This window comes from Kitasatospora sp. NPDC028961 (assembly GCF_055564815.1).
Genome location: NZ_JBVHVO010000017.1, coordinates 63,644 through 84,937, shown reverse-complemented (window position 1 = coordinate 84,937; position 21,294 = coordinate 63,644). Strand labels below are relative to the sequence as shown.

General features: G+C 75.4%; 21 protein-coding genes and 1 pseudogene. 12 read left to right on the top strand and 10 right to left on the bottom strand.

Annotation, left to right across the window (positions count from 1 at the left end; genetic code table 11):
• Positions 1-18: 18 nt before the first annotated feature.
• The 7 genes and pseudogenes from ACZ4UX_RS25450 to ACZ4UX_RS25420 all read left to right on the top strand — a co-directional run.
• Positions 19-864 (top strand): aminoacyl--tRNA ligase-related protein, encoded by an 846-nt coding sequence (locus ACZ4UX_RS25450; protein ID WP_352293770.1) that lies wholly within the window; start codon positions 19-21, stop codon positions 862-864.
• The gene (locus tag ACZ4UX_RS25445) at positions 851-1,912 is read left to right on the top strand and encodes an NAD(P)H-dependent flavin oxidoreductase (RefSeq protein WP_465708353.1); all 1,062 of its coding nucleotides are present in this window, start codon (positions 851-853) and stop codon (positions 1,910-1,912) included. The genes ACZ4UX_RS25450 and ACZ4UX_RS25445 overlap by 14 nt, the downstream gene beginning before the upstream one ends.
• A gap of 4 nt (positions 1,913-1,916) precedes the next feature.
• Positions 1,917-2,930 (top strand): class I SAM-dependent methyltransferase, encoded by a 1,014-nt coding sequence (locus ACZ4UX_RS25440; RefSeq protein ID WP_352293773.1) that lies wholly within the window; start codon positions 1,917-1,919, stop codon positions 2,928-2,930.
• Positions 2,931-3,051: 121 nt separating this feature from the next.
• A complete protein-coding gene (locus ACZ4UX_RS25435) occupies positions 3,052-3,291 on the top strand; it encodes an acyl carrier protein (protein ID WP_329491118.1) in 240 nt (79 codons plus the stop codon).
• The gene (locus tag ACZ4UX_RS25430; protein WP_465708352.1) at positions 3,288-3,953 is read left to right on the top strand and encodes a cysteine hydrolase family protein; all 666 of its coding nucleotides are present in this window, start codon (positions 3,288-3,290) and stop codon (positions 3,951-3,953) included. Before ACZ4UX_RS25435 ends, ACZ4UX_RS25430 begins: the two co-directional genes overlap by 4 nt.
• A gap of 587 nt (positions 3,954-4,540) precedes the next feature.
• Positions 4,541-6,598, top strand: coding sequence for a xanthine dehydrogenase family protein molybdopterin-binding subunit (locus ACZ4UX_RS25425; protein ID WP_465708351.1), 2,058 nt, complete (start codon positions 4,541-4,543; stop codon positions 6,596-6,598).
• Positions 6,599-6,671: 73 nt separating this feature from the next.
• Positions 6,672-7,118 (top strand): annotated as a pseudogene (locus ACZ4UX_RS25420) ((2Fe-2S)-binding protein); the annotation flags it as partial.
• A gap of 222 nt (positions 7,119-7,340) precedes the next feature.
• On the opposite strand, the gene ACZ4UX_RS25415 reads toward ACZ4UX_RS25420, so the two are convergent.
• From ACZ4UX_RS25415 to ACZ4UX_RS25395, 5 genes are all read right to left on the bottom strand, one after another.
• On the bottom strand, positions 7,341-7,883 hold the full coding sequence (locus tag ACZ4UX_RS25415) for a GNAT family N-acetyltransferase (RefSeq protein WP_465708350.1): 543 nt from the start codon (positions 7,881-7,883) through the stop codon (positions 7,341-7,343).
• Positions 7,884-7,973: 90 nt separating this feature from the next.
• Positions 7,974-8,570 (bottom strand): TIGR03086 family metal-binding protein, encoded by a 597-nt coding sequence (locus ACZ4UX_RS25410; RefSeq protein ID WP_329491114.1) that lies wholly within the window; start codon positions 8,568-8,570, stop codon positions 7,974-7,976.
• 211 nt (positions 8,571-8,781) lie between these two features.
• Positions 8,782-9,531, bottom strand: a complete 750-nt coding sequence (locus tag ACZ4UX_RS25405) for an SDR family NAD(P)-dependent oxidoreductase (protein ID WP_465708349.1) — start codon at positions 9,529-9,531, stop codon at positions 8,782-8,784.
• Between the two features lie 94 nt (positions 9,532-9,625).
• Positions 9,626-10,318, bottom strand: a complete 693-nt coding sequence (locus tag ACZ4UX_RS25400) for a class I SAM-dependent methyltransferase (protein ID WP_465708348.1) — start codon at positions 10,316-10,318, stop codon at positions 9,626-9,628.
• Between the two features lie 77 nt (positions 10,319-10,395).
• Positions 10,396-11,163: a LysM peptidoglycan-binding domain-containing protein gene (locus ACZ4UX_RS25395; RefSeq protein WP_329491111.1), complete on the bottom strand. Its 768-nt coding sequence runs from the start codon at positions 11,161-11,163 to the stop codon at positions 10,396-10,398.
• 220 nt (positions 11,164-11,383) lie between these two features.
• Here ACZ4UX_RS25395 and ACZ4UX_RS25390 point away from each other — a divergent pair, with 220 nt between their 5' ends.
• Together ACZ4UX_RS25390 and ACZ4UX_RS25385 are read left to right on the top strand one after the other, a co-directional pair.
• Positions 11,384-11,539, top strand: a complete 156-nt coding sequence (locus tag ACZ4UX_RS25390; RefSeq protein ID WP_465708347.1) for a hypothetical protein — start codon at positions 11,384-11,386, stop codon at positions 11,537-11,539.
• A gap of 313 nt (positions 11,540-11,852) precedes the next feature.
• Positions 11,853-11,975 (top strand): hypothetical protein, encoded by a 123-nt coding sequence (locus ACZ4UX_RS25385; RefSeq protein WP_465708346.1) that lies wholly within the window; start codon positions 11,853-11,855, stop codon positions 11,973-11,975.
• Positions 11,976-12,006: 31 nt separating this feature from the next.
• Here the strand turns inward: ACZ4UX_RS25385 and ACZ4UX_RS25380 are convergent, their stop codons facing one another.
• The 3 genes from ACZ4UX_RS25380 to ACZ4UX_RS25370 form a co-directional block, all read right to left on the bottom strand.
• Complete coding sequence (locus ACZ4UX_RS25380; protein ID WP_329491108.1) at positions 12,007-12,675, bottom strand: response regulator transcription factor; 669 nt, start codon at positions 12,673-12,675, stop codon at positions 12,007-12,009.
• A gap of 104 nt (positions 12,676-12,779) precedes the next feature.
• The gene (locus ACZ4UX_RS25375; protein ID WP_465708345.1) at positions 12,780-14,465 is read right to left on the bottom strand and encodes a histidine kinase; all 1,686 of its coding nucleotides are present in this window, start codon (positions 14,463-14,465) and stop codon (positions 12,780-12,782) included.
• Between the two features lie 113 nt (positions 14,466-14,578).
• Complete coding sequence (locus ACZ4UX_RS25370; RefSeq protein WP_465708344.1) at positions 14,579-17,005, bottom strand: SpoIIE family protein phosphatase; 2,427 nt, start codon at positions 17,003-17,005, stop codon at positions 14,579-14,581.
• A 182-nt stretch (positions 17,006-17,187) separates the two neighbouring features.
• Between ACZ4UX_RS25370 and ACZ4UX_RS25365 the strand changes: the two genes are divergently transcribed.
• The 3 genes from ACZ4UX_RS25365 to ACZ4UX_RS25355 all read left to right on the top strand — a co-directional run bounded on the left by ACZ4UX_RS25365 (position 17,188) and on the right by ACZ4UX_RS25355 (position 19,668).
• On the top strand, positions 17,188-17,511 hold the full coding sequence (locus ACZ4UX_RS25365; RefSeq protein WP_465708343.1) for a DUF4326 domain-containing protein: 324 nt from the start codon (positions 17,188-17,190) through the stop codon (positions 17,509-17,511).
• 146 nt (positions 17,512-17,657) lie between these two features.
• Positions 17,658-18,974, top strand: a complete 1,317-nt coding sequence (locus ACZ4UX_RS25360; protein ID WP_465708342.1) for an outer membrane protein assembly factor BamB family protein — start codon at positions 17,658-17,660, stop codon at positions 18,972-18,974.
• A 64-nt stretch (positions 18,975-19,038) separates the two neighbouring features.
• Positions 19,039-19,668 carry a nucleoside/nucleotide kinase family protein gene (locus tag ACZ4UX_RS25355; RefSeq protein ID WP_465708341.1) on the top strand — a complete coding sequence of 210 codons (630 nt, stop codon included), beginning with the start codon at positions 19,039-19,041 and terminating at the stop codon, positions 19,666-19,668.
• On the opposite strand, the gene ACZ4UX_RS25350 is transcribed toward ACZ4UX_RS25355, so the two are convergent.
• Positions 19,622-20,473 carry a DNA-formamidopyrimidine glycosylase family protein gene (locus ACZ4UX_RS25350; protein ID WP_359807714.1) on the bottom strand — a complete coding sequence of 284 codons (852 nt, stop codon included), beginning with the start codon at positions 20,471-20,473 and terminating at the stop codon, positions 19,622-19,624. The genes ACZ4UX_RS25355 and ACZ4UX_RS25350 overlap by 47 nt on opposite strands.
• Positions 20,474-20,519: 46 nt before the next feature.
• Positions 20,520-20,963 (bottom strand): universal stress protein, encoded by a 444-nt coding sequence (locus ACZ4UX_RS25345; protein ID WP_329491101.1) that lies wholly within the window; start codon positions 20,961-20,963, stop codon positions 20,520-20,522.
• Positions 20,964-21,294 lie beyond the last annotated feature (331 nt).

Sequence of the window (21,294 nt, the reverse complement as noted above, 5' to 3'; positions counted from 1 at the left end):
GAACGAGGTACCGCTCGCATGACATCGACCGTAGAGCCCGCCGCCGTCCGGCTGCGCGACCCCGGCCCCGGCCTGGTCGCCCTCGACCCCGACCGGGCCGCGCTCCTGCTGGAGCTCGACGCGCTCTTCACCGGCCTGGCCGACCAGGTCGCCGCGCCCGCCGTGGTGGGCCCGCCGCTGCTGCCCGTCGAGGGCCTGGCCAAGCTCGACTACTTCCGGAACTTCCCCCACCTCGGGGTGCTCGCGGCCCGCCTGTCCGAGCAGGCCGTCGACGAGCTGGCGGCCGGTGCGGAGGCCGGCCGGCAGCCCGTCGAGCCCACCGGCTACGTGCTGCCCTCGGCCACCTGCTACGGCGTGCTGCTCTCGCTGGAGGGCCAGGAGGTCGGCGAGGAGCTGCGGCTGACCGCCGTCGGCCGCTGCTTCCGCAACGAGGACCACTACGACGGCCTGCGCCGGCTCTGGGGCTTCCACATGCGCGAGGTCGTGTACTTCGGCTCGGCCGACGGCGCCCGCGACCACCTCGCCACCTCCCGGGTCTTCGTCGAGGAGCTGGCCGGGCGCCTCGGCGTCGAGCTGTCGTACCAGCCCGCCAACGACCCGTTCTACGACCGGACCGGCTCCCGGGCGAAGCTGATGGCCCTGGACCCGGTGAAGTACGAGTTCGTCGCCACCGACGGCACCGCGATCGCCTCGGTCAACCGCCACCGCAACTTCTTCGGCGAGCGGCTCGGCATCACCTCGGGCGGCGCGACCGCGCACAGCAGCTGCACCGCGTTCGGCGTCGAGCGCTGGGTGCACGCGATGCTGCTCGCCCACGGCACCGCCGAGAAGGCCCTGGCCCGGGTGCGCGATGTCCGCGCCTGACACCGGGGAGCGGGCCCGGGTGCTCGCCGCGGCCGAGCGCGGCGCCGCCGCCCTCGGCGTGGAGTTCCCCCTGGTGCAGGCCGGTATGGGCGGCATCGCCGGACCGGCCCTGGCCGCCGCCGTCAGCGAGGCGGGCGCGCTGGGCACGGTCGCGCTCTACAAGGGTGACCGGGCGCTGGCCGTCGAGCTGATCGGCGACACCGCCCGCCGCACGGCACGCACCTTCGGCGTCAATCTGATCCCCGAGGTGTCGGGCCGGCTGCTCCCGGAGCAGATCGACGCGCTGATCGAGGCGGCCGACCGGCAGCTCGTGCTCAACAGCTACGGCCTGCCGCCGGAGGCCGAGGCCCGCCGGGTGCTCGACGCCGGCCACCGGCTGGTGGTCCAGGTCGGCACGCCCGAGGACGCGGCCGCCGCCGCGGCGCTGGGTGCCCACGCCGTCGTGCTGCAGGGCACCGAGGCCGGCGGCCACCACCTCGGCACCCGGCCGCTCGCCGAGCTGCTGGCCGCCTACGACCAGGAGCCGCCCGCGCTGGTGTCCGGCGCCGTCACCGACGGCGCCGGCCTGCTGGCCGCGGTCCGGGCCGGGGCGAGCGGGGCGCTGTGCGGCACGGTCTTCGTGACCACCGCGGAGTCCGCCGCGCACGACGACTACAAGAGGGCCGTCGTCGCGGCGACCGGTGCGGACACCCTGATCACCGACCGCTTCTCGATCGGCTGGCCCGGCCGTCCGCACCGGGTGCTGCGCGGGCCGGTCACCGATTCGCCCGAGCCGCCGCCGGCCACCCTGATCGCCTGGACCACCGTGATGGGGGTCCGCCGTCCGGTGCCGCGCGGCTCCGCGGCCGCCCCCACCGTCGAGGCCGAGGGCCGGATCGACGCCATGGCCCGCTACGCCGGCCTCGGCAGCGGGCGGATCACGGCCGTCGAGCCCGCCGGGCGGGTGGTCGCCCGGCTCCGCGAGGAGTTCCGGGCCGCCCTCGCCGGCGACGCCGCCCGCACCGGCGACGCGGTCCCCGACTCCCTCCGACCCTCCGAAAGGACGTGACCCCATGGCCCTGGACCTCGGACTGACCCAGGTCAGCCAGCTGGCGTTCGGCTACTGGCACTCCCAGGTACTGATCGCCGCGGTCGAACTCGCGGTGTTCGACGCGCTCGCCGACGGCCCGCTGGGCGTCGACGAGGTCGCCGAGCGCTGCGCCGTCCCCGCGGACTCCGCGCTGCGGCTGCTCGACGCCGCGACCGCCCTGCGGCTGCTGACCCGGGACCCCGACGGCGGGTACCGCAACACCCGCACCGCCGAGCGCCTGCTCACCACCGGCTCGCCGGAGTCGCTGGTGCGCTGGGTCCGGGTGATGGGCCGCTGGTACCAGCCCTGGGGCCGGCTCGGCCAGGCCCTGGAGCAGGGCCGCGCGGTCGAGGACCGCAGCGGCCGGCTCACCGACGACCCGGCGTACGTCGAGGACTTCATCCTCGGCATGCACGAGTACAACTCCCGGACGGCGGAGGCCGTCGCCCGGGCGCTGCCGCCCGAGGACGCCCGGCGGCTGATCGACGTCGGCGGCGGCGCGGGCAGCTACAGCATCGCGTTCTGCCGGGTCTGGGAGGGGCTGCGGGCCGAGGTGGTCGACCTCGCGCCGGTGGCCGAGCTGGCGGGCAAGGTGATCGGCGAGGCCGGTCTGGCCGACCGGATCACCGCCCGGACCGGCGACTACTACCGGGACGCCTTCGGCACCGACGCCGACGTCGTGCTGCTCTCCAACGTGCTGCACCAGGAGAGCCCGGAGAACTGCCTCTCCATCCTGCGGCGTTCGGCGGCGGCGCTGCGCCCCGGCGGCCGCGTCCTGGTGCACGGCCACTTCCTGGAGGAGTCCCGCACCGCGCCGGTCTTCACCACCCTGCACAACCTCTCCGCCCTAGCCCTCTGGAGCGGCGGACGCAGCTACACCACCGCCGAGATGGCGGAGCTGATGACGGCGGCCGGGCTGTCGGACATCGAGGTGCTGCCCACCGCCGAGCAGTCGGCGCGCCTCCTGGTGGGCCGCGCCGGGGGCACCACTGCCTGAGCGCCGCCCGTACCGCCCGTACCGCCCGCCCGTCCTACCGCCTGCCGGCCCGGCGCCGTCCCCGCGGACGCCGTCGCGGACGCGTCGCCGGCGCACCCTTCGAAACCTCCCAGGAGCTGTCATGCAGCAGATCATCGAGTGGATCAACGCCAAGAACCCCGAGCTGGACCGGGAGATCGACCGCGAGGAGGACCTCATCGAGGGCCGCCTCATCGACTCCCTGGACTTCCTGGAGTTCATCTACCTGCTGGAGAGCATCTCCGGCCGCACCATCGACCTCCAGGAGGTCAGCGTCGACGACTTCCGCACGGTCGAGCGGATCGAGCAGCGCTTCCTCGCCGACCTGATCGAGGCGGCATGACGACGGCCGACCCGTACCTCGCCCCGCACCCGGCGTCCTCCGCCCTGGTCACCATCGACCTGCAGCGGGACTTCCTCTCCGAGAGCCCCTACGGCATCCCCGGCACGACCGAGGTGCTGCCGCAGGTGCGCCGGACGGTCGAGGCCTTCCGCGCCGCCGGCCGCCCGGTGGTCCACGTCGTCCGGCTGTACGAGAAGGGCGGCGGCAACGCCGACCTGGTCCGCCGGACGCTGCTGGCCTCCGGCACCGACCTGGTCTCGCCCGGCTCCGAGGGGAGCGGGCTCGCCCCGGCGCTCGCCCCGCACGGCGCGCCCCCGCTCGACCCCGAGCTCCTGCTGGCCAGGCGGGCCCAGGAGTTGGGTCCGAGCGAGTACGCGATCTTCAAACCGCGCTGGGGCGCGTTCTACCGGACGCCCCTGCAGGAGCTGCTGGAGGGGCACGGCGTGGACACCGTCGTCCTCGTCGGCTGCAACTTCCCGAACTGCCCCCGGGCCACCCTGATCCAGGCCAGCGAGCGGGACTACCGGGTGGTGGCCGTGCCCGACGCGATCTCCCGCACCAGCGAGCAGGGGCTGGCCGAGGTCGCCGGGCTCGGTGTCCAACTGCTCGACACCGCCGAGCTGCTGGCGCGGTTCGGGTTCCCGGCGCCCGAGGAGGGCTGACGCCCGCGGGTGGTCGGAGCGGGCCGCCCCGGTCCGCTCCGACCACCCGCACGGGCACCTCCCGCGGCTTTGCGGCCCCGCTCGCCGGCGGGCCCGCGGACACCCCGGGCCGGACCCGCGGCCGAGCGGCGAACCCCCGTACGGGCAGGGCCCGGCCGTCACCCGGACAGCGGTACCGCAGCCGCCGCCACGCCCTGCGGTGCCGTCCGTATCCGCCCCATCCGACATCCCCGCAGATGCCCGTTCCGGACCGAAGTGCCCGTGTTGACCGGCCAGTAGCCCCCTCCTATGCTCGACCGCGTTCGTGATCCGGCACCGGGGCCGGGGCCGCCGAGGCCGCCCGGCCGGAGCCGACCCCGGCTCGAAGGGCTCCTGCCATCAGCACCTCCCTCGCATCCCCGGGCAGCGGGCGGGACACCGCCGCCCAGGCCGCCGCCGACCGTGCCGCCAGGCCCACCGGCCGCCGCCGCTTCCTCACCTATCTGCTGGCCGCCCCCACCCTCACCGTCGCCGCCCGGGCCGGACTCGACGCCGCCGCACCCGCCACCGCCCACGCCGCCGCCGAACGGGCCGCCGAGGCACCGCAGTTGCTCGGTCTGCCCGGCATCCCCGACATCCTGGACCTCGGCGACGCGCTGATCGTGGCCGGACTGCCCACCGCCCACCTGCTGGTCCTGGAGATCACCCCCGGCGGTCGCGCCGCGCTCCACCTCCCCCGGCTGGAGGTCGGCCAGGGCCTCACCACCACCATCGCGATGCTCGTCGCCGACGAACTCGACGCCCGGCTCGGCGATGTCGACGTCCCGCTCTCCGACGGCCGCCCCGACCTGCTGTTCAACCAGCTCACCGGCGCCTCCAACTCGGTGCGCTCGCTGTACGACCCGGTCCGCGCGGCGGCCGCCGCCGCCCGCGCCCGGCTGGTCACCGCCGCCGCCCGCCGCTGGTCGCTGCCGGCCGACACGCTGCGCACCGCCGACTCCGCCGTCCTCGCCCCCGACGGCCGCCGGGCCGGTTACGGCGAACTCGCCGCCGAGGCCGCCGCCGTGGCCGTCCCGGCCGTGCCCCCCACCCCGAAGCCGGCCGACCAGCAGCGTCTGGTGGGCCGGCGGACCGGGCGGATCGACGCCCGGGACATCGTCACCGGCCGCGCGAAGTACGCCGGCGACCTCGCCGTCCCCGGCGCGGTGCCGACCGTGGTCGCCCGCCCGACCACCATCAACGGCACCCTCAAGTCCCTGGACGCCTCGGCCGCCCGCACCATGCCCGGCGTCCTCGGCGTGGTGCGGATCCCGAGCGGCGTGGCCGTCCTGGCAGAAACCTTCGACCAGGCGCTCAAGGCCCGCGACGCGCTCCGCACCTCCTGGAACCCCGGTCCGGTCGCGGCGCTCTCCGACGCCGACATCCGGGCCCGACTCCGCGCCGCCCACGCCCCGTTCCTCGTCCCGCCGCTGCTCACCCAGTACGTGGACGGCGAGTTCGACTTCGCCTTCGTCAACCACGCGCCCATGGAGGTGCTGACGGCTGTCGCCGACGTGCGCCCCCACCGGGCCGAGATCTGGTTCGCCTCGCAGACCCCGATCGTGGCCCAGCAGACGATCGCCGCCGAACTCGGCCTGCCGCAGGACGCCGTCACCGTCCATGTGGTGCGCGGCGGCGGCTCGTTCGGGCGGCGGCTGTTCTTCGACGCCGCACTGGAGGCCGCCCAGATCTCCCGGGCGGCGGGCCGCCCGGTCAAGCTGATGTGGACCCGCAACGACGACATGCGCCACGGCCGGATGCGCCCCGCCAGCCACCACCGGGTGCGCGCCACCTACGGCCTGGGCCAGGTGCTCAGCTACGAACACCGGGTCGCCACCGTCCGGACCGACTTCCGGCACGGCCTCGGCGAGGCGCTCACCGCCGCCGGGTTCAACCTCTCGGTGGCCGGGATCAGCCTCGCCCAGGCCTTCTTCCTGCTCAGCGAGAAGAACCCGTACAACGTCGGCGTCCCGACCCAGTTGCTCTCCGAGGTGCCGCTGGAGGTGCCCACCGGCAGCTGGCGCTCGGTCTACTCGGGCACCGTCCGGGTGGCCGACGAGATCATGATGGACGAACTGGCCCGGCGGCTCGGCCAGGACCAGGTCGCCTTCCGCCGGGCCCGGCTGCGCGACGCCCAGGGCCGGGCCGTCCTGGACAAGGTCGCCCAGGCCGGCCGGTGGGGCCGCCCGATGCCCGCCGGCCAGGCCCAGGGCATCGGCTACCACAACGAGAACGGCGGCCGGGTCGCCTACCTGGTCGAGCTGGACGCCGCCGATCCCCGCCGGCCGCGGGTCACCCGGGCGGTGATCGCCGCCGACGTGGGCCGCGTGATCAACCCCAGTGGTCTGGAGGCCCAGTTGACGGGCGCGCTGATCGACGGCATCTCGGTGATCCTGCGGGCCGGCAACCACATCGACCACGGCGCCGTCCGCGAGGGCAGCTTCTCGGACTTCCGCTACGCCCGGCAGCGGGACACCCCGCCCTCGGTCGAGATCCACCTGCTGCCGCCGAGCGGTCCACCCGGCGGCGCGGGCGAGCTGGGCGTCCCGGCGGCCTCGGCCGCGGTCGCCAACGCCTACGCCCGCGCGACCGGAACCGCCCCGCGCTCCTTCCCGCTCGACTTCTGAACCCGCCGCCCGCACTCCCCCGGTGGCCCCGGTCCGCCGCCGCCACCGACCTCTTCGAAGGGCCCGACTCCCCATGCCCAGCCACACCTTCGTCCTCAACGGGCAGCCGGTCACCGTCGAGGCGCCGGACGACATGCCACTGCTCTGGGTGCTGCGCGACAAGCTCGGCGTCACCGGCCCCAAGTACGGCTGCGGGGTCGGCGTCTGCCGCGCCTGCACCAGCCACCTGGACGGCGAGGAGTTCCAGCCGTGCACGGCGGCGGTCAAGGACTGCGCCGGACGGACGGTCACCACCATCGAGGGCCTCGCCGACGGCGAGGTCCTGCACCCCGTCCAGGAGGCCTGGCTGGAGTGCGACGTCGCCCAGTGCGGCTTCTGCCAGCCCGGCCAGATCATGACGGCCGTCGCCCTGCTGCGCCGCACCCCGGCGCCGACCGACGCCGACATCGACGGGATCCAGAACATCTGCCGCTGCGGCACCTATCCGCGGATCCGCGAGGCGATCAAGAAGGCCGCCGCCGCCCAGGCGGCCCCCGCACCCACGGCGACGACCGGTTTCGCACCCGGACTCGTACCCGTGTTCACCACCCGGGCTCAGGGTGTGGGGCCCGCAGCGCGCCCCACACCCTGAGCCCGGCCCGGGACGGACCGGCCACACCCTTGCCGAACCGGATCGTCCCGGCCCGGCCGGTGCCGACAACGGTGGCCGCGCCCTTGCCCGAATGGGCCCGCACCAGCGAGATCACCGTCCATCGCCGGGGTTCGGCCGCCATTCCGCTTCGAGGATGCCGAACACCTCGGAGTCCCGCCAGCCGTCCCGGATCAACGCGGTGTGCCGATGCCGCCCCTCGTACGTCATGCCGAGCCCCGCCAGCAACCGGGACGACGCGAGGTTGCGGGGGTCACAGGTCGCGTAGATCCGGTGGAGTCCCAACTCCCCGAACCCGCGCGACAGTAGCTCCCGTCCGATCGCCGTTCCCACGCCACGCCCCCAGGCCCTCGGGTGCACGATGTAGGCGATTTCGCCCTGCCGATGGCGACGGTTGCGAATGTGCAGCTCACCCATGCCGACGAGTTCGCCCTCGAAGCGGGCGACGTAGACGTATCGCTGCTGACGGGCGTGCGACCAGGCGTCGACGGCGGTCCGCACGAACGCGCGTGTCTGGTCCTCGGTGTTCGGCCCCCACGCCTGGTAGCGACAAGCCTCCTCGAGGCCGGCCCAGGAGTGCACGGCCTGCCAGTCGTCGAGCACGGGCTTGCGCAAAGTCACCGTGGATCGGGTCATCAGCGGATCCTGCCGGATTCCGTACGGGCGGGAGCCGGAGCCGGTAGGTCCGGGCGCCGGCCACCGGCGACCGGCCACCCCGCCCGCGGCTCAGCGGGCCTCAGGGTCCCGGCCGAAGAAGGCGGCCAACCGGTCGTAGACCGGAGCGTCCTCGGGCGCGGCCACCTCGGGGCCGAAGGAGTGGTGCTCCTCCTCGCTGCCCCGGTACTCGGGGCGCAGCGCGCCGCGCCCCCAGTCGAGCGCGGCCCGCCCGACCTCCTGGTCCAGGCCGGCCGTGGACTGGCCGGTGGAGCGGGCCACGTCCCAGCCGTGCACGGCGAACTCGGCGATCTGCTGGTCCAGTGGGAAGCGGGCGGGCAGGTGCTTCCCCCCGGGGAGTTCGATGACGCCGTCCAGGTCGCCGGCCGCGCGCCAGGCGGCCACCAGCTCTTCGGCGCCGGCCTCGAAGGCGTGCAGCCAGTCGCCCTCGACCCGGTCGAAGGGCTGTGACCAGTCGGGGTCGCCGCCCTCGGCCCGGAGGGTGAACTGCCGCAGGTCGAACAGGAGGTGGCTGACGAGCTGGGTGACGTCCCAGGAGCGGCAGGTGCTCGGGTGGATGCCCTGCTCGGCACCGATGCCGTCGATCAGCCCGGCGGTCTGGGCGAGGGCCCGGGCGAGCAGGTCGATCGGGTCTTCCGTTGCGGTCATGGCACACCTCTTCGCTTCGGGGCGAGCGGTCGGACCGGCCGATCGTAAGCGGGGCGACCGACAACCGGCCCGGCGCAACACCGCGCCGGGCCGGCCGTCGCCCCCGTTCGACCGGCCCGCCGACCGCCGGCCGCCCCGAACGGGCCGGACCACCCGCCGGACCACGCCGGATCAGGCCCGATCAGGCCCGATCGGACCGGGCCACGCCCGATCAGGCGGCGAGGCCGCCGTCCACGGCGATCTCGGCGCCGGTGATGTACCGGCCGTCCTCACCGACGAGGTGCGCGATGGTGGCCGCGATGTCCTCGACCCGGCCGTAGCTGCCGAGTGCCGTCAGCCCGCGCTGGAACTCCGCCGACGGACCGTCCGCCGGGTTCAGCTCGGTGTCGATCGGGCCGGGGTGGACGACGTTCGCGGTGATCCCCCGCGGGCCCAGCTCGCGCGAGAGCGCCTTGGTGAGACCGATCATCGCGGCCTTGCTCGTCCCGTAGAGCGTGGCACCGGGGAAGGCCACGTGCTTCGCGACGCAGCTGCCGATCGTGACGATCCGCCCGCCCTCGGCCAGGTGGGCCGAGGCCGCCTGGGCGTAGAGGAACGGCGCCCGGACGTTCACCTCCAGCACCCGGTCCACGTCGTCGAGCGTGAGCTCCTCGATCGGGCCGAGCACGCCGACGCCGGCGTTGTTGACCAGGATGTCGAGCCGCCCGAAGCGCTCGGCCACGGCCTCGACCACGGCCCGGACGGCCTGCGGGTCGGCACTGTCCGCCCGGACGGCCCAGCCGCGCCGGCCCATGCCGGTGATCTTGGCCGCGACCGCCTCGGCCCGCTCCGCACTGCCCTGGTAGGTGACCACGACGTCGGCGCCGTCCTCGGCCAGCCGCAGGGCCACCGCCTCCCCGATCCCCCGGCTGCCGCCGGTCACCAGGGCCACCTTGCCGTCGAGCTTCGCAAGCTGGGTCATCGTCATATCGTCAGAACTCCTTGACTCGTTCGCGGACATGACTCAATCCTCGACCGGCGCCGCCCACGAGTCCGGCGGTATTCGGACGTCGCGTTCAATCTTCAACAATCGGCTGTTCCCGGTAGTACGAAGCCACCGCGGGCTGGCCGGTCCAGTTCGGACCGGCCGCCGGATCCGCCCCCAGGTACCCGAACGGCAGGCGCACGGTCCGCGCACCGTCCAGCACCAGCAGGTGCCGCCGGGCCCGGTACTCGAACCCGGCCGCGCGCAACGCCGTCAGGACGGCGCGCGCGGCGCTCGATCCGTCCGCCCGGCGCACCGAATCCGGGTCGAAGTGCGCGGCGAACCGCCCGTCCGGCACCAGCCGGCCCGCCGCACGGGCGATCGCACCGAGCTGGTCGCCGAGGCAGTGCAGTCCGTGCACACAGGTGATCAGGTCATAGGCGCGCTCCGGCACCCAGTCCGCCACCGCCGCCGTCACCAGCTCCAGCCGCGCCGCACCCGCCGGCAGGGCGGCCGGCGGGGCCGACGGGCCCACCAGGTCGACACCGGTCAGCACGCTCGCGGTCGGCAGCCGGTGGGCGGCCTCGACGAGCGCCCGCCCCTCCCCGCTGCACAGGTCCAGCCAGCTGGGGGCGCCGCAGCGGCCGCCCAGCCACCCGGCCGGGTCGAAGCCCAGCTCCCGGGTGTAGCTGTTGACGCCGCTGAGCCCTCGCTCGCGGTTCATGGTGTTGTTGGCGACCACGTCCGAGCTGGTCAACTCGCCGTCACCGATCAGTCGGGGCATGGCGTCGACCCTACCGACGCGCCCGAGCGGCCGCCCCTGGACGGGGCGGCCGCTCGGTGCGAGGTGCGGGGCGGGCGTCAGACGCTGAGGGTCTGACCCGGGAAGATGAGGTCCGGGTTGCCGCCGATCGCCTTGACGTTCTTGGCGTGCAGGCTCGCGGTGTCGGTGCTGAACTTGGCCGCGATGTCGCTCAGGGTGTCGCCGCTCTTGACGGTGTAGCTGCCGCCGGAGCCGTTCCGGTCGGCGGCGGCCGGCTTGGCCGGCTTGGCGGTGTCCTGGGACTTCCAGGACTGGGTCTTCTGCGACTTCTGGGCCTGGTCGCCCTGCGCGGCCTTGCCCGGGGCCTGCTTCGCCTGCGGGGTCTGCGCGGGCTTGGCGGGCTTGGCCGGCTGCTGCGCCTTGGGGGCGGCCTGGGCGGCGGTGTCGACGGCCGCCGGGGCGCCGCCCTTGGCCAGACCGGCCTTCGCCGAGCAGACCGGCCAGGCGCCGGGGCCCTGCGAGGCGAGCACCTTCTCGGCGACCGAGATCTGCTGCGCCTTGGTGGCCTGGTTGGCCTGCGAGGCATAGGCGGTACCGCCGTACGCGGCCCAGGTGGACGGGGTGAACTGCAGTCCGCCGGAGAAGCCGTTGCCGGTGCTGATGCTCCAGTTGCCACCGCTCTCGCACTGGGCGACGGCGTCCCAGGTCGAGGTGGACGCGGCGGAGGCCGAGGTGGCCGTGACGAGGCCGGCCACCGGGAGGGCCGCGACGGCCCCGCCGACCAGCACCAGACGGGCACGGCTGCGGCGCTTCCCGGCGGTGGTGGTGTTGGTGGTGGCAGCGGCGGTCTCGTTACGGATCGTCATGAAAGTCCTCTCGACAAGCCCCGGGCGGGCAGGCGGAACCAGACCCTTGGCAGGGCCTTCGCGCTCACCTCACTCGACGGGCGGCCGGGCACGTGTCGGACGTGCCGCGCCGCCCCGGCCACCCTCGCTCGCCGACGGCCTGTTCGAGCCGGTCGCGTCAACGGGCACGGCCCTCGCGCCGGGGGTCAGTCGGCGGGCTGTGCGTCGGGGGTGAACCCGGGTGGTGCTCGTTGCACCGCCAATGAAGCTACGGCCCCACCGGGGCGGCTTCAAGCAATTCTTGGACGCCGCAGGTCAGTTGACTGTTACCGGCGGTATCGATCATGAAACTGTGCCCGAAATTTACGTGTTTGACCGCATTTTCAAGATCGAATGATCAATTTCCGTGCCATCGCTCACACCTGTCCATCTGTGAGGCCCCCCACACCGTCGACACAGAGCGATGATGGGTCGACGGACCGTCACCATCGCCACCGGAGTTCCCGGTTCCGCGGGCCGCCCCCGTGGCGTCGCCCACACCTGTCACTCAGCGTGGCCACGCCATGCGCAGCGCGTAGCACACGACCAGTCCGTACCCGACGCAGCAGCTGAGCGCCCGGGCCCGCGGCGAGAGTCGCGCGCCCACGAGACGCCCACCGCCGCCGGCCCCTGCTGCCAGAGCAGCGAGGCCACCAGCACCCCGGCGCGCCGTGGCGAGCGCCGCGTACGCCGCGTCCACGCAGGCCACCGCGCACGCCGCACTCACCGCGGCCGCGCGCCCGCGCCGCCCCTCCTCCAACACCCGGCTCGCCCTGCGGATCGCCACCCGCTGACCGGGAACCCGGCACCGGGCACCCGGCCGGGTCAGATCCCGCCACCCAGCCCCGCGTCGCGCGCCAGCAGCGCCGCCTGCACCCGGTTCTCGCAGCCCAGCTTGGCCAGGATCCGGCTGACGTACGTCTTCACCGTCGCCTCGCTCATGTGGATCCGGGCGCCGGCGTCGGCGTTGGAGAGCCCCTCGCCCAGCAGGGCCAGCACCTCCAGCTCGCGCGCGGTCAGCACCTCCAGCCGCTGCCGGGCGGACGCGCCCCGGGCCGCGGCCGGGCCGCTGCGGGCGCCGGCCAGCGAGTCCACGATGTACCGGGTCGCGGCGGGAGAGAGGAAGGCGTTCCCGGTGGCGGCGGCGCGGACGGCCTGGATCAGCTCGGCCGGCGCGGTGTCCTTGAGCAGGAACCCGGCCCCGCCCTCCGTGACGGCGCGCAGGACGTTGTCGCGCTCCCCGAAGGTGGTGAGGATCAGCGCCCGCGCGCCGGGCACCACCCGGCGCAGCTCACCGAGGGCGGTCAGCCCGTCCATGACCGGCATCTGGATGTCCAGCAGGACGACGTCGACCCGGTGGGCCAGCGCGAGGTCCAGGGCCTGCCGGCCGTCCGCGGCCTCGGCGACCACGTCGATGTCGTCGGCGGAGGACAGGATCATCCTGATCCCGGCCCGGATGAGCGGCTCGTCGTCGGCGACGAGGACTCGGATCACTGCTGGTCATCCCCTCGATGTGGTGCGGGTGGCGCTGCTCGCCACCATCCTCACATCTCGCGAGCCGACCGGTCACCGGCCCGGGCGGCCCCGGTGGCGAGGCGTCAGGACCGGGCCGGGTAGTGCTGCTTCTCCAGCAGCACACCGTCCTTGAAGCAGAACCGCGCCACCTCCTCCTCGCTCCCCAGGCCGCCCGTGGTCCCGTAGACGAAGTAGCGGCAGGAGGAGCCGGCCGGCGGGGTCGGGCCGCTGCCCTCGTAGTCCTGGGTGAAGAGGCTGTTGCCGATCGGGAGGCGGCCCCCCACCTCGGCCTCGGGAGTGCCCTCCTGGAGCGAGTCGTACAGGGCGCGCGGCACGGTCGCGTCGCCCGCGGCGCCGATGAAGGCCACCACGCCCCAGACCAGCAGCCCGAGCACGGTGAGCAGCACCACCACCCCGCCGACCGCGCAGCCGATCGCCGGGCTGCGCCGCCGCCGGTCGCCGGACCCGCTCCCGACCTCCGGCAGCACGTCCCGCACCCAGGCCTCCTCCTCCCCGGCCGCGCCCGGGGCGGCGGCCGGATCGCCGCCGGCCCCCTGGTAGGGGAGCACCGCGGCGAGCCGGAACCCGGCCTCGGCGGTCGGCCCGGCGTGCACCATCCCGCCGACCAGCCGGGCCCGCTCACGCAGTCCGGTCAGCCCCTGACCGCCGCTGACCGGTGCGACCCGGCCACCCGCCGGCACTTCGGCCGGCTCCGGGGCGCGGGGGTTGGCCACCTCGACCACCAGGGCGTCCGGCTCGTAGCGCAGCGCCACCGAGATGGGCGCGCCGGGGGCGTGCTTGTGCGCGTTGGTGAGCGCCTCCTGGACGATCCGGTACGCGGCCTGGCCGACGCTGGCGGCCGCGGGTCGGCGCTCGCCGTCCTCGCCGAAGGAGACCGTCGTCCCGGCCGCCCGGGAGGACTCGACCAGCTTCTCGATGCCCTCCGTGCCACCGGTGCGCACGGTGGCGCCGGCCGGCCCGCCGACCGGGGCCGGCTCCCGGGCGCTCGACTCGTCGTGCAGCACGCCGACCACCTCGCGCAGCTCGCGCATCGCGGTGACGGCGGCCAGCCGCAGCACGCCGACCGCCTCCCGCTGCCGGTCGGACAGGGTGCGGTCGACCTCCAGCGCGCCGGAGTGGACGGAGATCAGGGCGAGCTGGTGGCCCAGGCTGTCGTGCATGTCCTGGGCTATCCGGTGCCGCTCGCGCAGCCTGGCCTGGTGCGCCACCATGGCACGCTCGCGCAGCAGCTGCTCGTTGCGCTCGCGCAGCGCGTCCAGCAGTGCCCGGCGCTGGGCCCGGTAGCGGCCCCAGAGCGCGGGCAGCACGGCGATCAGCAGGAACCCGCCCAGCGAGAGCCCGATCGTCAGCTTGATCGGCGTCGACCCGGCCTCCTTCACGGCGCTGACGGCCGTCGTCAGCAGGAAGGCACCGGCGAACGAGCCGGCCAGCACGCCGACCCGCTTCACCCGGGCGCCGGCCGACCAACCGGCGAAGACCAGCAGCGGCAGTGTCCCGCCGAACCAGCCGCAGGCGCCGGCCGCGAGCAGCAGCACGGTCGAGGGCAGGGCGCGCCGGAGCAGGAAGAGCACGGCCGCCCCGAGGCCGACGACCGGCCAGAGGCAGGTGTGGGAGACCACTTCGATCAGCGCCGCGAGCGCGCCCACCAGCAGCGCGCCGACGGCCTCCCGGGCCACCGTCCAGGGCCGCCAGGGCCCGGGCAGCGCCGCTCGTACCGCCCTCGACCAGGCCTTCGCTATCGCGTCCACGCCGCGAGGTTAGCGAAGCGGCCCGCCCGGGCACCGCCACCGTTCGTCGTTGCCCGCCCCGACGAAAGTCGCGGGCCCGACGAAAGTCGCGGTCTCCGTCGGCGGCGGCCGGCTCACCCGTAGGCGGTGAGCATCAGCGCCACGTCGTCCACCCGGTCGGTGGAGCCGACCTCCTGCAGCAGCCGCTCCGCCAGCCGTTCCAGCCCGTCCTCCGCGTCGCCGGCCGCGCCGGCCGGTCCGGTGAGGGCGTCGCGCAGCCGGTCCACGCCGTGGTCGATCTCCACCGCGGGGTCCTCGACCAGCCCGTCCGTGTAGAGCGCGAGCAGCGAGCCCGGCGCCATCCGGAACTCGCTCACCGGGTACTCGGCCCAGTGGTCGACGCCGAGCAGCGGCCCGCCCGCCACGTACAGCGCCTCGGTGCTGCCGTCCGGGTGGCGCAGCACCGGCGGGAGGTGGCCGGCCCGGGCGATTTTGGCGGTGCCGTCGGCGGGGGTGAGCCGGATCAGGCAGCAGCTGGCGAGCAGCCCGGGGTCGAGGTCGAGCAGCAGCCGGTTGGTCTGCGTGAGCACCTGGTCCGGCGGGTGGCCGCTGGCGGCGAAGGCCCGGACCGCGCTGCGCAGCTGGCCCATGGTGGCGGCGGCGCCGACGCTGTGGCCCTCGACGTCGCCGATCACCAGGTTGAGGTCGTGACCGGTGACGATGGCGTCGTACCAGTCGCCGCCGATCTCCATCCCCTGGGTGCCGGGCAGGTAGCGGGCGGTGATCCGGACGTTCTCCAGGCGCGGCAGCCGGTGCGGCAGCAGGGCCTGCTGGAGGCCGCGGGCGAGGGCGAACTCGGCGTCGTAGAGCCGGGCCCGCTCCAGGGCCTGGGCGATGAAGCCGCCGAGGGCGGTGAGCAGCCCGCGTTCCTCCAGGGTGAAGGCGCGGGACTCGTCAAAGCCGATGATGCAGCTGCCGACCGGGTGGCCGGAGGCGATCAGCGGCAGGAACGCCCAGGCGCGCATCTCGTCCAGGGCGATGCCGGGGTAGGCGGCGGCGAGTTCGTGGACGGACTCGAAGAAGATCGGTGTGCCGGAGCTGAGCGCCTCGGCGCCGGGCACCCGGGCGCCGATCGGGGTGCCCTCGAAGCGGTCCAGGAAGCCGTCCGGGTAGCCGCTCTGGGAGACCAGGTGGAGGCGTTTGTCGCGGACGGTGTAGATGGCGAGCTCCTGGCCGCCGAAGGCCGGCAGGATCTGGTCGGCGACGGCCCGGCAGACCTCCCGGACGGTGACGGCCTCGCTCAGCGCGCTGGCCAGCTGGAGCAGGTGGTACATGGCCCCGACGCTGGTCCGGGCGCCGGGCGGGGGTTCGGCCGGCGGCTCCGGCGCGCCGGAGGGCGGCTCGGCGGCGACCACCCGGCCGGTGACGCCGTGGGTGTCCGGGTAGAGCGAGAACGCCAGCCAGCCGTCCGGCGGGCGGGCCGCGAGGAAGGCGGTGGGCTGCTGGGAGACCATCGCGGCGCGGTAGCGGTTCTCGTAGACCGGGTCGGAGAGCCAGGGCAGCACGTCCCACGGGTGGTGGCCGACCAGGTCCTCGCGGCGGGCGTGCAGCAGCAGCTCGACGCTGCGGTTGGCGTAGGTGATCCGGCCGTCCGGGTCCAGCGAGAAGACGCCGTCGCGCAGCCGCTCGACGGCTTCGGCCGCGGCGGTGCCGGTCCGGGTGTCCAGCACGGCGCCGACCAGGTGGGTGCGGCCGTCCGGCCCGGCCGTCTCGGGCACCCGGCCCCAGAGCTCGACCGGATAGGGGTGGCCGTCGTGGTCGAGCACCCGGACCCGGGCGGCCAGCATCCGGCCCTCGTCCAGCGCGGCCCGGGCGGCGGCCCGGAACTCGGGCAGGTCGCCGGGGGCGATCCGGGTGGTCAAGGTGGCCGCCCGGCCGTCGAACTCGGCGGGCGACATCCCGAAGATCTCGCAGAACGGCTCGTCGACGGCGAGCGCCCCGGTGGCCAGGTTCCAGTCGAACAGGCCGACCCTGGTGGTCGGTGGGGACGGTGGCGCCAGCTCGACCACGGCGGTCTCGCCATTGGGTTCGATCAGCCGCCCGTTCCCGTCCAGCGCCGCCAGCGCGGCGGCCAGCCCGTCGGCCACCGACCGCAGGTGCCGCTGCGCGCCGGCCGGCACGCCTGCGTCCGAGGCGGCCCAGAGCACGCTGATCACCCCGTACGTCTCCTTGCCCGCCTTGACGGGCACGCAGGCGGAGGCGAAGTCGTAGGGCATGCCGACGGCCATCTGCGGGAAGCGCCGCATGGTGTCCTCGGTGTCGGCCAGCGCGATCACCCGGCCGGTGCGGAAGCTGACCGCCACCGGCATCGGCCCGGCCGCGGCGATCCGCCGGTACTGGGCGATGATCGACAGCGGCACGCCCGCGATGGTGCAGAGCACCAGTGAGCGCCGGTCCCGGGCCCGCAGGTAGACCATCCCGCCGTACGCGTCGGTCTCGGCGAGCACCCTGCGGACGGCGGTGGCGAGCAGCGCGTCCCGCTCATGCGTCGCCCCGGCCACGGCATCGCGCTCCCGGGGGCGGCGCGCGTCGGGTCGCGTCGCCCGAGTCCCGCCGGTCACGTGCGGACCGGGCCGGTCCGCCGGCACACCCTGGCGCATCTTCTCTTGCTACGCCCGGGTCAAGGGACTGTCAAGGCGAGCCCCGCGTGCCGCCCGGGCCGGACCGCGCCAGCATGGTCACCATGCCGACCGATCCGGGCCGCACCACCGTGGTCAACCTCAAGGGCCATCGCGACGATCCCGGCTACGCCGACGTCGTCTACGTCGGGCGGGCGATGCACCGCGGCGGCTGGCACCTCGACGAGTCCCCGCTGCACTGCCCCTACCGGCCCGGACCGGACCTCAGCCGGGAGCGGATGCTCGTCGAGTACCGCGCCTACCTGCTGGACCGGCCGGACCTGCTCGCCCTGCTGCCGGAGTTGCGCGGCCGCCGGCTCGGCTGCTGGTGCGTCCCGCTCGCCTGCCACGCCCAGGTGCTCGCCGAGCTGGCCGACCACGGCGGCTGAGGCGGCCCGCCGGGGCCGGCGGCCCTCGTCCGGGTGGCCGGGCGCCGCCCCCGGCACCGGCCGGCCGCGAACCGTCCGGACGCGCTTCGATATCCTCACTCGGACAGCGCAGCGCAGCGGCTGCCCCGGGGGAAACGAGTACGTCCATGCAGCCGGCACCGTCCGACCGTGCCCGAACGGCGCAGACCGAGGAGGCCGGCGCCGCCTGGCAGTGGGACGGCGAGAGCGACGACCGGCCGGCCGAACCGGCCGACGTGCTGAGCGGCGGCTCCGAGGCGGGCGGCGGGCCGCGGCTGACCCGGCGGCGGCTGCTGACCGGCGCCGGGGTGCTCGCGGCGGGCGCCGCGGTCTGGGCGTTCGCCCGCTCGGCGGACGAACCGGCGCCCGCTCCGCCCCGGCCGCTGCCGACCCGCGTCGCCGGACCGCAGCCGCTCTGGACGTACCGGGGCCGGGAGGCGATGGCGGCCGAGCGGCTGACCGGCCGCCCGGCCGTCCCCGTCTTCCTCACCCGCGAGGGGCTCCAGGTGCTCGACCCGGCCGACGGCAGGCCGCTGCGGCTGCTGTCGTTCGCCGCGGCCAAGGCGGACTGGCCGAACGACGTGCAGCAGCCGGGCGCCCATGTGGTGGTCGGCCCCGACCGGGTGTTCACCACCTCCAACGGCCACCTCGACAGCCACCACCTCACCGACCCGGCCGCCGAGTGGAGCCTGCCGCTGCCGGAGGAGCTGGGCAACGGCACCGTCACGCTGTTCGGCTGCGCGGGCGACGTCGTGTACGGCGAGTTCCAGCCCCGGCCGTTCACCGGGGACGGCCGGCTCTTCGCGGTGCACGTCACGGACCGCCGGGTGCTCTGGTCCCGTCCGTCCGAGGGGGAGCGGCCGCTCTCCCCGCTCACCGCGGCCGGGGGCCGGGTGCCGGCCTTCGACGGCTCGGCCGGCGGCCTGCGCCTGCTGGAGGCCGCCACCGGCAAGCGGCTCTGGACGGTGCCCACCGACATGGGCACGGGCTGGGCGGTCACCGACCCGGAGCACGTCTACGCCCCGCAGGGCCCGGCCGGGCTGCGGGCCCTGCGGGTGGCGGACGGCGGCCCGCAGTGGTCGGTCGTCCCGGGGCCGGCCGACGAGTGGCGGCTGCTGCCGCCGGTCGCCGGTGGCGCCCTGGTCCACCTGTTCCGCGACAACGGCCTGGTCACCGCCCACGCCGCGGACACCGGGGCCCAGGTCTGGGAGCACCGCCTGCCGTTCCGGCTGGACCGCCGCAGCAGCCCGCTGCTCGCCGGGCCGGTCCTCTACGTGCCCGGTCCGGCCGCCGCGGGCGTCCGCGCCCTGGACGCCGCCACCGGCGAGGAGCGCTGGACCTTCCGCGACTCCGGCCCCGGGGTGGACGTCTGGTCGCTCTCCCACGACGCGACCCGCCTGTACGCCGGCCACGACGACGTCCTGCACGCGCTCCCGCTCGCCTGACCCGCGGTCACCGCTGCGCGGCCCCGGTCCCGCCGCCGCCCCGGCGACGGGGGAGGATGGCGGCGTGCAGGTACACCCGATCTCGCCCGACCGGCTCGCCGAGCGCCTCGCCGACCGCGTCACCGCCCTGTCCGGAGCCGGTGAGCGGTGGCTGCGGGTCGCCGTGGACGGCGCCCCGGCCGCCCGGCCCGACGCACTCGCCGACGCGCTGGTGGAGCCGCTGCGGGAGCGCGGCCGCCCCACCCTGCGGGTGTCGGCGGCCGCCTTCCTCCGCCCGGCCTCGGTCCGGCTGGAGTACGGCAAGCAGGACCCGGACGCCTACCACGACCTCTGGCTGGACGACGGCGCCCTGCTGCGCGAGGTGCTGGACCCGCTGGAGCCCGGCGGCACCGGCCTCGTCCTGCCGTCGCTGCGCGACCCGGTCACCGACCGGGCGACCCGGGCGCCGTACACGCCGCTGCCGCCCGGCGGCGTGCTGCTGCTGGACGGCGCGCTGCTGCTCGGCCGCTGGCTGCCGCTGGAGCTGACCGTCCACCTGGCGCTCACCCCGGCCGCGCTGGCCCGCCGCACACCGGCCCAGGAGCAGTGGACGCTGCCCGCGTTCGCCCGCTACGCGGCCGAGACCGTCCCCGCCGAGGCGGCCGACCTCACCGTCCGGGTCGACGACCCGCGCCACCCGGCCCTGGTCGAGTAGCGGTCCGCGTCCCGGGGGCCGGCCCGCGCTGGCAGTGCGGGCACCAGAAGGCCACCCGCTCCTGCGGCGGCGTGCCCTGGGTCGCCGTCCGGACGACCGTGCCGCAGCGCGCGCACGGCCGCCCGGCCCGGCCGTACACCCAGTGCCGGCGGCCCGGCCGGGTGTCGCCGGTGGTGACGTGCCCGGGGCGCAGCCGGTTGGCGTCGAGGATCTGCTGGGAGCGCTCCACCAGCCGTTCGGGGCGCGGGAGTTCACCGACCGGCGTCCACGGGGTGACCCCGGCGAGGAAGCAGAGCTCATTGGCGTAGACGTTGCCGATGCCGGCCAGGTTGCGCTGGTCGAGCAGGGCCTCGGCGAGCGGCCGACCGGGCTGGGCCAGGAGCCGGCGGACGGCCTCGCCCGCGTCCCAGTCGGGGCCGAGCAGGTCGGGCCCGAGGTGGCCGACGACCCGCTCCTCCTCGGCGGTGCGCAGCAGCTCGACGACGGGCAGCCGGTAGCCGACCGCCGTGCTGTGCTCGGTGCCGAGGACGGCCCGGATCTGCCAGGCGGGCCCGCCCGACCATCGCTCGCCGGGGCGGTAGACCGCCCAGCGGCCGTCCATCCGCAGATGGGTGTGGAGGGTGAGGCCGCCGTCGAGCCGGGTCAGCAGGTGCTTGCCGCGCGGGGCGACCTCCAGCACCCGCCGCCCGGTCAGATCGGCGGTGGCGTGCGCGGGCACCCGCAGATCGGCCGCGGTCAGCACCCGGCCGGCCAGTTCCTCGTGCAACCGGGCCGCCACACGGTAGACGGAGTCACCTTCAGGCATGCCCCCATCCTCCCCCGCCCACCGGCGCCGACACGGTCGGCGGGGCCTACTTCTCGCGCACCACGACGACGGGGCAGGGGGCGTGTTCGGTGAGGTGGCGGCTGACGGATCCGAGCAGGGCGCCGGAGAATCCGCCGAGGCCCCGGCTGCCGACCACCAGCAGGGCGGCGCCCTGGGCCGCCTCCAGCAGGGCCTGCGCGGCGTTGCCGGGCATCACCGTCTCGGCGATCCGGACCCCGGCGTCGGCCCCGGCGACCTTGGCGACCGTCTCGGAGAGCGTCCGCCCGGCCAGCTCCTCGGGGTTGAAGCCCTCGGCCGGGGGCATCGCGAGCCCGGCCCAGCCGTAGAACGCCGGGTACTCCCAGGCGGCGATCGCCCGGACGCCGCCGCCGGCCAGCCTGGCGTAGTCGATCGCCCAGCGCAGCGCCCGCTCCGAGGCGGGCGAGCCGTCCACGCCGACGACGATCAGGGGTTCCGCGCTGTCGGCCATGCCGCTGCTCCTTGTTCGACTACCTCGGCTTCACCTGCCGCTGACCAGGCAAACATAGATCAATACGGGCATATGGCCGCTAATTGCCACGCCGAAGACGTCGAACACTTTCGAACCCTGTGCGGTCCCGCCCCGAGACCCGAGAAGCGTGACGCGCCCGCGGGTCCGGTGGACGGGCGGCCCGGAGGCGGAGACTGGTACTGGGGGGGGGGGGGGGGGGGGTTTCCCCCCCCCCCCCCCAGGCTTCTTCGGGAGAGGCACTTCCGGCCAGCCTGGGGGCACAAAAGGTGGAATACCCTTCGCCCCCCCAGGGGGGGAACGAGGTCGCCCA